Below are 8998 nucleotides of genomic sequence, written 5' to 3' on the forward strand. Positions count from 1 at the left end.
CGGGTCCAGGTCGCTCACGACGCGCACGCGCTGGTCTCGGCCGCCGGCATGCTGGGCTTCACCCGGCTGTCGCGCCTGTGCCGCGAGATCGAGGCCGCCGCCCACGGCGACGGCGACCTGCGCCCGCTCATCCACCGGCTCAAGACCCAGCGCGCCGAGGTGCTGGGCACCATCCATGAACTGAAAGCAGCATAGCCGCTGCAAGGTCCAAAATCCGTTCGCCATGCCGAACGCCCGCGTGCGGCTACCGCATGGCTCGGACGGTCATACCCACAGCGTGGATCTCCGAACGGGCTTTGCCGCTCGCGTCGCCCGCCGCCTGTCGGCAGCCCTTTTGAGTGTTCCGAGTCCCCGAATTCACAGGGTAAGAACTACTAGTAGCCGTGCGGGTTGGGGATTTGACCCCTCCCCCTGGTTGGCGCGGTGCCGCACCGCGCGTCCCTTGGCACCCTAAGTTCAACTTAGCCCGCTCGGCATGGGGGTGCTGATCCGCCACCCCCTTTTCGCCAGGGGGGTAACGATCCGTGCCCCCTTTCCGAGCCAGCCGCAGCCAAGCCGTCCACTCGGCCGAGACGATGCGGACCACGTTCGGCAGGTTGCGGAAGCCTGTGACGGGGCGTTCCTCGACGGTCAGCAACCCGAGCTTGCGAGCCTCGCGCACCGCATTCTTTACGGTGGACCGGCACACGCCGACGGTCGCGGCTAGGTGCTCCACGGCGAGGCGGCAATCCTTCCGCCGAACGGTCTCAGCGGCGACGAGCGCCAGCACCGCCTGCTCTGCCAGGGTGAACCGTGCCGCGAGACCCGGCGGAAGCCGCCCGGAGGCCGCCCAGCGTCGTCGGCGGGCCATAGAGGCATCCGTGCGCGGCCGAGAGCCTACGCCCGTCCTGGGGCTTCCTGTGAGCTTTGGGGCGTGGGTTCCAACATCGGCCTGTCGCGCCTCGATCAACCCGGACAGCGCCTCGGCCTCGGCCTCAGACAGGTGTCCCTCGCCGAACGCTTTCCACAACGCGGATGCCACGGCCGGCAACGCGGCGCGCGGAGCCGCCTCCGCCTGGCGGCGGATCTCGTAGGCATAGTCCATCGTCCTCGGTCCCTTTCGGGCCGCGGCAGGGGTCCAGGCACGACTTCATCGTTGACGGAATTGGCGTTCCGTCTTGACTCCCGAGGGAATCATATGGCTTGTGGGGGGGTGATCTCGGCCCTCAAAGCCACTTCGATTTCGCGGCCCTCCTGTTTGGCGACAGGGGGGCCGTAGTCGTTTCAGGGTCTATCTCGCGGCGATCTCTCCTGATGCCGGCTCACGACTCGCCATAGGGCGCGGCATAGCCGGACATGGCATGTCGGCTGGGCGGCACGGCTAAGTCAACGGTAGAGGCGAATGCGCCGACGCTGGCTGGTTTCAGCTTGAGGCGATGCGCCTTCCTACGTCTGGTACGCACTCTTCCGGCACCTGCGGCGCGGAAGCCACTTGTCGGAGTACGTAAATCACGTATATCTGGCTTATGCACGCGATCTGCGAAACTCATGCATTCCGACGAGCTGCCAAGGAGGCGGGGATGTCGGATGAGGAAATGAGCAGCCTTGTCGACTACCTCTCTCGGAACCCGCTTGCGGGCGACGAGATGGAAGGAACAGGTGGATGTCGCAAGGTACGGATCGCAGGCAAAGGTAAGGGCAAGAGCGGAGGTTATCGAACAATCACGTTTTTCAGCGGATGCGACCTGCCACTGTTCCTCCTGACGGTATTCGCGAAGGGTGACAGGGCAAACCTCTCGAAGGCGGAGAGGAATTCATTAGGCGATCTGTGCAAGATATTGGTGGCCGAGTACCGCAAGAAAGTCGTGAAAGTGAGGGCAGGAGCATGAGTAAGCGGGCATTCGACAAGATCGCTGAAGGCCTGAATGAGGCTATCGGGATCGCGCGTGGCGAGCGGGAAGCCGCCAAGTTCCACATCCCCGCTGAGATCAACGTGAAGGCGATCCGGCAGCGCCTGCATCTCTCCCAGGACGATTTCGCCTACGAGTACGGCTTCAGTGCCAATCAGATCCGGGATTGGGAGCAGGGCCGCTCGCGTCCGCTTGGCGCCTTGCGCCTCTACCTTCTGATGATCAGTCATGACCCCGAGGCCGTTTTGGCGATGCTACGCCAGGCCGGCGTGAGAGAAGCAGCCTAGTCACTCGTCGCAGTTACGGGAGTCTGACACCTCAGCCTCAACATCCGTTCGGTCGGGCAGCATAGTTAAGTCAACGTCGGGAGTGTCAGGCGGCGGGGTTGTCGTCTCCGGCGCGATGCGCTTCCTGCGCCTTCATGATCCGATCCGAACTCGTTCAGCGCCTTGCCGACGCGATCCCGCAACTCTACGCGAGAGATTGCGAGGCCGTGGTCGACGCCATCCTAGGCCGGATCGCGGACGCCATCGTGGCCGGCGATCGTGTCGAGCTGCGCGGGTTCGGGGCCTTCACCATCGTGGAGGCACGGGCGCGGGTGGGGCGCAATCCGAGAACCGGAGCCCCCGTTGCCGTCGAGGCCAAGGCCAAGCTGTGCTTCAAAGTTGGGAAGGACATGCGCGACCGGTTGAACCCGAGAGGGGGGCAGGCCCGCCCGCCGGACTGATCGCGGCGTAACGATTGCGCCGCCCCACAGTTCGCGGCAAGCTATGCGGTATGCCAGAACTGATTGTGCCTCGCCCCTTCAACGAAATGCCACTCGCCGACCAGCAAGACATCCTCTTGCAACGAAGCCTGCGCGCCCTTGCTCGCTCACCCAAGGCGATTGAGGCGCTGAACCGGCGGCGGCGCAAGTGGGAGGCTCTGCAGGCCGCTGCCGATGGCTACGAGGTCGGTAAAGTACGCGCCTAGGCCGATGGCATCCTTTTCGCCTCGATGATCGGTTTCGGCATCACGTCGAAGTCGGCTCTATCCGCGCCTCGGCCATAAGCCTCCAAGGCGGCGAGACCAGCAGCGGTGATCGCCCACTCACGTGCGCCGTCGAAGGCCGTGACCCCGGTCAACACGGTGTAGCCGCGCTTCTCCAGTTGGATGAGTTTGCGGAACGACGCGCTGTAGAAACGAGGTCCTTGGGCCAGCAAGGTCAGCATGTAGTGTAGGCTCGGAGGTAGCTTGCCCTTCCGGGCCGGCCCTCTCACGGCGCCTTCCGATCGCGGGAGGGTGAAGCCCTATTGCGCTGCCGGAACTCAACAAGTGCATCAGCAACGCTCTTTACCCTAAGATCGGGTGCTTTCAGGCTGTCGATCCATGCATCGAGATCCTGACGATCAAACCGATCCAGACGCCTATCGCCAAAGTCGATTGGGGCCACCGAACACCGCGCTGCGAAAGCTGCTGCTGACAGGCCGCAATACGATGCAGCCTGCGCTTTGGTGAGAAGCCGGGTAGCGGGTAAGGGCACGCCGCGTTCGCTCATTGGCTACCAATGCCTCCATCGCGATCCTTCCGCCCTGTGACCCAGAAGACGAGGAGCGCAGCTGCAATAGTAACGACCGCGGCAGCGATCATGACGAGGAGGAAGGGATCGTCGATCACGGCCTACTCTTCAAGTTGTCTAACCTTCACGGCGCCTTCCTCTCCCGAAACCGAATGCCGGCCCCTCCCCCGTTCTCGGGGATGAATTCGAGGCCAGCAGTCATGATCGACGGTCCGCAGCTACGACGACCATCATCGCCGACAGAGCGGCGAAGGCACAGTCCTCAAAGGCGTACTCCAGCCCAGCAGCCTCAAGCAGCCGATTGGTTGTGACGAGTACGACAGCCACTGCAATCGCTAGCAGCCGGCCCTTGATGAGGTTCATCCGCGCTCCGCGCTCGAACGGAATGGAACGACGTAGCGGGCGGGATTTATCACGACTTCGGCGCGCCCTTGCGGAAGCCGGCGAAGAAGCGGGACAGACCGTCGAGGTCAGCATTCGGTAGTGCCAATTCGGGTTCAGGCTCCACCGCCGCAGCATCAGCGTCGGGCACCAGACCATGCAGCGCCTGCGTCAGAAGGGGCGGCCAGTCCACGCCATAGTCATGCAGCAGTCCGGCGGCTTTCGCGAGCGCACCTGCTTGGTCGGCGGGGACCGGGCGGCCTGCGATCTGTGCGTCAAGGACACGATCAGCGAGGGTCGTAGCGAGGCGCCGGACCTCAGATAGCCGTTCGGGGGAGATGACGACGGCGCTCATGACGGATCTTTGCGCTTCAGCTTCACGCCTGGCTCGCCGCCGTTGGTGAAGGAAACGCCCTGCGCCTCCAAAGCGTGGCGCAGCTTCTCCAACGTTTCGACGCGGGTTTGAACGAGTCCTTCTCCCGGCTCCAATCGCTTGATCGTTGGCACCGAAACACCTGACGCCTCAGACAATCGTTCTTGGGACCAGCCGAGGAGCGCACGAGCGGCGCGAAGCTGTGAGCGATCCATGATGCCTTTTAGATCATTTATGATGCGAAAGGGATTGACACGCTTCTGAGCGGGCGTATGATCCTAATGGTATCACAAGCGATGCCAAAGGCAACGTTCCAATGCGCTACGCCAACCTCATCCCTGCCTCGCACATCACCGCCCGCGGCGAACGTGCAGGTAGCCCTGGCGCTCGACGTGCCGCCCGCCGCCGGCTCCGCAAGGTGTTCGCTCGACCCGGCGCCGTGCTGCCGCCCCGTCCGACCTAGCCGGCGCCGCCCTCCCCTTCCCCTTTCCCGCCTGCCCTCACGAGCCCTCTGGAGCCCGAACGATGTCGCACGTCCATTTCCCCGATTTCAGCCAGTCCCTTCGCCCCGTCGTCCTCGACGCGGAGCGCATCCCCTTCCACGCGGACCCCATCCTCGCGGCGATCGAGCGTCATTCCGAGGCGTGGAGCGTGTTTCAGGTTGCCCCCAACGGCGAGACCGCGATGCGCGCCGAGGACGATGCGGACGCCGCTCTCATGGCGCTGCTCGGCACGCCCTGCGCCACCCGCGCCGGGATGCTCTGCCTGATCCGCCATCTGCGCTGGTTCCTGGTCGAGGAGGCATCCAACGCCGACAGCCACGGCGATGCTTGGGCCATTGCGCAGGCCCGTGAGGCCGACCTGTCCCACTGCCTGGGCGTGGAGCCGGTCCAGCGCCTGCCCTTGGCCCCGCCGTCCGGCGGCCTGATCGGGCCGACGATCGATCTGCGCCCAGCGCCGACGCCCGCGCGTCTCGCGCGCACCCTGGCCGTGGGTGCCGAGCTACTGGCCGCCCTCGTCGTCATCGGCGGCGGATGCGTCCTCACGGGCTTCGCCTCCCTACTCTGAGCAATCCCGCAACCCAGCATTCCAGACTGCTAGCACTCTAGCAAACGAGGTTTCCGACATGCGCAATCCCTTGAAGCGTTCCCCGAGCACTAATCCGAAGCCGAGCCTGCGCGAGCGGTTCGCGTTGATGAAAGCCAAGGCCGCGGGCCTCGCGGCCGAGACGAGCCAAGGCCGCCGCGCCATGCTGGCCGGGTCCATGGCCGCTGCCCTGCCGCTGCCGGCGCTGGCCGCCTCGACGCCGCCCGGCGCTCGCGAGGCCGAGTTCTTGGCGCTCGCCCCCGACCTCCTGCCGCTTATCCGGCGCGTCGGCCCTGCGCAGGCTGAGGCCGGTCGCCTCTTCGACGCCGGGGATACCGCGGCCGGCGAACATCCAGGCTGGATCTCTGACGACACGAGCGCTGCCGAAGCCTGGGGGGTAAAGGCCAAGGCGACGCGGGACGCCAACGGATATGACGAGGCATGGGCCTTGGCTAACACACTCTCCATCGCCCTCGAGCGTCTGGCTGATCCCTACATCAACGAGCCGATGCAGACCCTTCCGGGCATCATGCTCAAGGCCGCGCTCGCCGACTTGGGGGAATGGTGGAGCGAGAGCGCCTTGGCCGACGTGTCCCGCCTCGCGGCCGAGCACTTCGGCCTGCCCGCCCCGGAGCCGTTTTTCCAAGGGCTTGTAGAGGCCGGCGTCGAGCCGGACGACGAGGACGAAGGCAACGACGAGAGCGACAGCCCCGCCTCCTGACGCCATCCGCCCGGCGGGTCGGCCCCGCCGCGCACCCCTTCCTTTCAAGGATCATAGGAGCACGCGCGTGTCCCCTCTCAAGCTGTCCAATCCCTTCCGCCGGAGCGCCGACCGCCCTTCCCTAAAACAGCAGGCCGCGGCGCTGCGAACGACCGCCGCTAAGGTGATGGGCCGAAGCGCTCCGCCGGCTCCCTCGACCCCGCTCCCCTCGGTTGGGGGCGACGCTGAGCTTGCGATCCTCGCGACGCTGCTCTGCGATGCCTTCGCTCAGCATGATCTGGTCTGTCAGGAACCGGACCCGTCGGATGCTGACATGAGGGCATCGTGGGCGCCCGTCCGCGCCGTTATCGAGCGCATGAGCGTCGTGGAGGCGTCCACGGTTCAAGGATTGGCCTTGAAGTGTCTCGGGCTGGCTGCAGACCGTGTGTGCGAGCTGCGCGCCGATCCAACCGGGGAGGAGGCGGGGGATAGGATCGTGCGTCAGTTTCAAGATGCTGTGCGGGCGGGGAGCTTGGCGCCGCTGTCCGGTTCCAACGAAACGAGGGCCTGAGACCGATGGACAACGTTATTGCATTCCGCCCGCCCGCCGTGGCGCCTCTTGTCCCGCCGGCGCCCTCGCCGACCGAGACTCGGCGCATGATCGAGGAAGCGGCACAGACCGCCCTGGACACCGCCGACAACCTGCTCGCGATCCTTGACCGCATGGACGGGGATGCAGAGGCCGAGGACGGTGGGGGTGCTGAACCCGCCCTCGCCGCTCCTGAGAACCACCACGGCAGCCAGGTCGTGGGGTTGCGCAATAATGATAGTGGCTGCGAGGCGGCATCTGATGCGGTACCACCGGTCGCGTCGGCCGAGTGTGCGGTGATCGCGTTCGCGCCCCTGTCCTCGAATGGCCGAGGGAACATCATTGCGGCTGCCGCAGTAGCTTTCCTCGACATGGTAGCTGGAGGCGAGCGCTGATGCCGACCGCCCTTCCTCTTACAGCCGATCGTCGGCTGACACTGCGCCAGACGAGCCGGCTCGCGTGCCTGATGTTGCTGGAACGCTACCTCGCCCGGCGAATGCACTGGGCCATGTTGCGGCAAAGCCGGATCGGCGTAGCGGCCGGTGGCGGATGTCTGCTCTACTTCACCCGCTGTTGGCTGGCCTGCCACGCCGAGATTGCTGCGTTGCTAGGCGGACCGGAGCGGGGTGACGTGGCTGAAGCTCGGGCTATTTTGGTAGGGTGTCGATGCCAGTGAACCACCGTTCGTAAGAACGCCGGGCGCGGGGGCCAGTCTAGTTCATACGTCTGCGGCGCGATCGGATATCCTTCTGAGCCAGCCGTCGCCCCAGCTCCAACAGCAACGCATCCGCACAGCTCTTCAGCCGTGGGTCCTGCATCTCGACGATCGCCTGTTGCGCAGCGATGGCGTGTTCGGCTGCGCGATCCAGCGCGCTGTCCTCATTCTCGACCCCGGAACCTCTGCAAGTATCCTCCGTCATCCGCATCTGCGTGATATCGACGAGAATGCCAGCCCCCTTCCACCGGCGCCCGACATGATCCGTAGTGAAGCGACCGCGATCCAAAACCCAACGGGTCCGACCATCCACCGAGATTACGCGGTACTCGGTAAGAAAGGGGCTGCCATCACGAGTGCTACGATTGATCAAAGCACGGACCCGTTCCCGATCGTCGGCGTGTATGCTGTCGATGAAGCACGAGAGCGGTAGACCGGCCTTGGCTTCCTCAGGATCGACGTTGAAAACCAGCGCCACGAAGGCATCGACGCGAGCCAAGTCGGTCGTGGCGTCCCACTCCCATCGCCCGATCACATCCATGGCGTCCAGAGCCGTCTGAAAGGCTTCCGGACTGGTCCGAACACTGAGGGTCTTATTCTTTGGCACTCAAAATCCGCCTTTGAGCCCGAAGGCGGTTTCATGTACAGCCGTGAGAACACAACTTCAAGTCAGATCTTATCATTTGATGGCAACTGTGGCGTGTTTACAATGCTGCTACAACGCGCAAATTGCATTATGGATACCGCGACACAGGTGCTCTGTCCGCTCGCAAAGGGATAAGTCATGGGATCGAAAGCGCCGCCTCCCAGCCCACCGCTGCAAGCCGGCCCGCAAGAGGATGACACCGATCGGCTTCCTTGATCAGTGAGCCTCATGGCCAAGAGCACGCCCCTACAGCGGATCGCCGACGCGCTGCAGGTCTCGCTGACCGTTCTGTATCAATCGCAGAACGCGATCGAAGCGGTATCCAAGCCCGTCGAGCAGACAGAGGTTAATGGCGGCTTCGAACGTGAATGCTACGCGCTGATCCAGGCTTTCATGCGGATTTCCGATCCTGAAGAACGTCTCCGGATCTTGACCCTTGTGCAGGCGTCAGCCGATCCGGCATGAGACGCAAAGCATCCAAGTTTGGAAGGCCGCGTCTGTAGACTGGCCGATCACGACGCTGGTTGGGCCCGCGGGATTGCACCGGACCTGAGGCGGACTCATGCAACGTCGTCACAGCTGCACATCATCTTGGTGCTCGGTGTGATGTACCTGAAAATGGTGGTCTGGCGGTGAGCCCTGATGCCAACTACTCGCCGCCTGATTTCAGCCCTAGGGGCAATGCTTCCGCAACAAACGGGCCTTCCCACTAGCAAGGGTCAATTTGTGAGTTCTTCCCGAGCTAGTCCAAAGAAGGCTTCTACATGCTCGCGTAGACCACGCGGGGATACTCGAAGACGTATGCAGGACGGGACAGGGGCGGTGCATTTCACCAAGCGTAAAAGAGCGTCGTAAGCCTTTTGAATGTTCGTGGGCGACGGTTCGATATCAGCGCGAACGAGTGCACCGGCTGCAGTATGCCAAAGGGGCGCCTCGGTGCTCTGTAGTGCCTCGTCAATGCCGTACCGATGCAAGGCGGAGAGGCCTGAAGGAACATCGTTTATGAGTGTGACCCCGAAATCTGGGCGATTGGGGTCGAGCCAGACAACCACGGCATCTTC

At 64.1% G+C, this 8998-nt stretch carries 16 protein-coding genes; 10 read left to right on the forward strand and 6 right to left on the reverse strand.

Annotated features, from left to right (window positions below; genetic code table 11):
* Positions 1-195 (forward strand): Hpt domain-containing protein (locus tag MKK55_RS00660; RefSeq protein WP_243932780.1); only part of this gene is annotated, 195 nt, incomplete at its 5' end.
* A gap of 49 nt (positions 196-244) precedes the next feature.
* Here the strand turns inward: MKK55_RS00660 and MKK55_RS00665 are convergent.
* A complete protein-coding gene (locus MKK55_RS00665) occupies positions 245-1084 on the reverse strand; it encodes a helix-turn-helix domain-containing protein (RefSeq protein ID WP_243932782.1) in 840 nt (279 codons plus the stop codon).
* A gap of 421 nt (positions 1085-1505) precedes the next feature.
* Here MKK55_RS00665 and MKK55_RS00670 point away from each other — a divergent pair, with 421 nt between their 5' ends.
* The 4 genes from MKK55_RS00670 (at position 1506) to MKK55_RS00685 (ending at position 2861) form a co-directional block, all read left to right on the forward strand.
* Positions 1506-1868 carry a type II toxin-antitoxin system RelE/ParE family toxin gene (locus MKK55_RS00670; RefSeq protein WP_279595922.1) on the forward strand — a complete coding sequence of 121 codons (363 nt, stop codon included), beginning with the start codon at positions 1506-1508 and terminating at the stop codon, positions 1866-1868.
* Positions 1865-2176, forward strand: a complete 312-nt coding sequence (locus tag MKK55_RS00675) for a helix-turn-helix domain-containing protein (RefSeq protein WP_243932786.1) — start codon at positions 1865-1867, stop codon at positions 2174-2176. Before MKK55_RS00670 ends, MKK55_RS00675 begins: the two co-directional genes overlap by 4 nt.
* Before the next feature lie 134 nt (positions 2177-2310).
* The gene (locus tag MKK55_RS00680; protein WP_243932788.1) at positions 2311-2616 is read left to right on the forward strand and encodes an HU family DNA-binding protein; all 306 of its coding nucleotides are present in this window, start codon (positions 2311-2313) and stop codon (positions 2614-2616) included.
* 50 nt (positions 2617-2666) lie between these two features.
* Positions 2667-2861, forward strand: coding sequence for a hypothetical protein (locus tag MKK55_RS00685; RefSeq protein ID WP_243932790.1), 195 nt, complete (start codon positions 2667-2669; stop codon positions 2859-2861).
* On the opposite strand, the gene MKK55_RS00690 is transcribed toward MKK55_RS00685, so the two are convergent.
* The 4 genes from MKK55_RS00690 to MKK55_RS00705 all read right to left on the reverse strand — a co-directional run bounded on the left by MKK55_RS00690 (position 2858) and on the right by MKK55_RS00705 (position 4416).
* Entirely contained in the window at positions 2858-3100 is a 243-nt protein-coding gene (locus MKK55_RS00690; RefSeq protein ID WP_243932791.1) for a hypothetical protein, read from the reverse strand. The genes MKK55_RS00685 and MKK55_RS00690 overlap by 4 nt on opposite strands.
* Positions 3101-3645: 545 nt before the next feature.
* Positions 3646-3810, reverse strand: coding sequence for a hypothetical protein (locus MKK55_RS00695; RefSeq protein WP_243932792.1), 165 nt, complete (start codon positions 3808-3810; stop codon positions 3646-3648).
* 49 nt (positions 3811-3859) lie between these two features.
* Complete coding sequence (locus tag MKK55_RS00700; protein WP_243932793.1) at positions 3860-4183, reverse strand: hypothetical protein; 324 nt, start codon at positions 4181-4183, stop codon at positions 3860-3862.
* The gene (locus MKK55_RS00705) at positions 4180-4416 is read right to left on the reverse strand and encodes a helix-turn-helix domain-containing protein (RefSeq protein ID WP_243932794.1); all 237 of its coding nucleotides are present in this window, start codon (positions 4414-4416) and stop codon (positions 4180-4182) included. Before MKK55_RS00705 ends, MKK55_RS00700 begins: the two co-directional genes overlap by 4 nt.
* A 310-nt stretch (positions 4417-4726) precedes the next feature.
* On the opposite strand from MKK55_RS00705, the gene MKK55_RS00710 reads away from it, so the two are divergent.
* From MKK55_RS00710 to MKK55_RS00725, 4 genes are all read left to right on the forward strand, one after another.
* A complete protein-coding gene (locus MKK55_RS00710; RefSeq protein WP_243932795.1) occupies positions 4727-5269 on the forward strand; it encodes a hypothetical protein in 543 nt (180 codons plus the stop codon).
* Positions 5270-5327: 58 nt separating this feature from the next.
* A complete protein-coding gene (locus MKK55_RS00715; RefSeq protein WP_243932796.1) occupies positions 5328-6008 on the forward strand; it encodes a hypothetical protein in 681 nt (226 codons plus the stop codon).
* A 636-nt stretch (positions 6009-6644) separates the two neighbouring features.
* Positions 6645-6971, forward strand: a complete 327-nt coding sequence (locus MKK55_RS00720) for a hypothetical protein (RefSeq protein ID WP_243932797.1) — start codon at positions 6645-6647, stop codon at positions 6969-6971.
* Complete coding sequence (locus MKK55_RS00725) at positions 6971-7252, forward strand: hypothetical protein (protein WP_243932798.1); 282 nt, start codon at positions 6971-6973, stop codon at positions 7250-7252. Before MKK55_RS00720 ends, MKK55_RS00725 begins: the two co-directional genes overlap by 1 nt.
* A gap of 37 nt (positions 7253-7289) precedes the next feature.
* Here MKK55_RS00725 and MKK55_RS00730 read toward each other — a convergent pair whose 3' ends face one another.
* Positions 7290-7832 carry a PAS domain-containing protein gene (locus MKK55_RS00730; RefSeq protein WP_243932799.1) on the reverse strand — a complete coding sequence of 181 codons (543 nt, stop codon included), beginning with the start codon at positions 7830-7832 and terminating at the stop codon, positions 7290-7292.
* Between the two features lie 333 nt (positions 7833-8165).
* On the opposite strand from MKK55_RS00730, the gene MKK55_RS00735 reads away from it, so the two are divergent.
* Positions 8166-8402, forward strand: coding sequence for a hypothetical protein (locus MKK55_RS00735; RefSeq protein WP_243932800.1), 237 nt, complete (start codon positions 8166-8168; stop codon positions 8400-8402).
* Positions 8403-8998: the final 596 nt, after the last annotated feature.

The sequence above is a fragment of the Methylobacterium sp. J-059 genome, from assembly GCF_022829485.1.
Classification (GTDB): domain Bacteria; phylum Pseudomonadota; class Alphaproteobacteria; order Rhizobiales; family Beijerinckiaceae; genus Methylobacterium.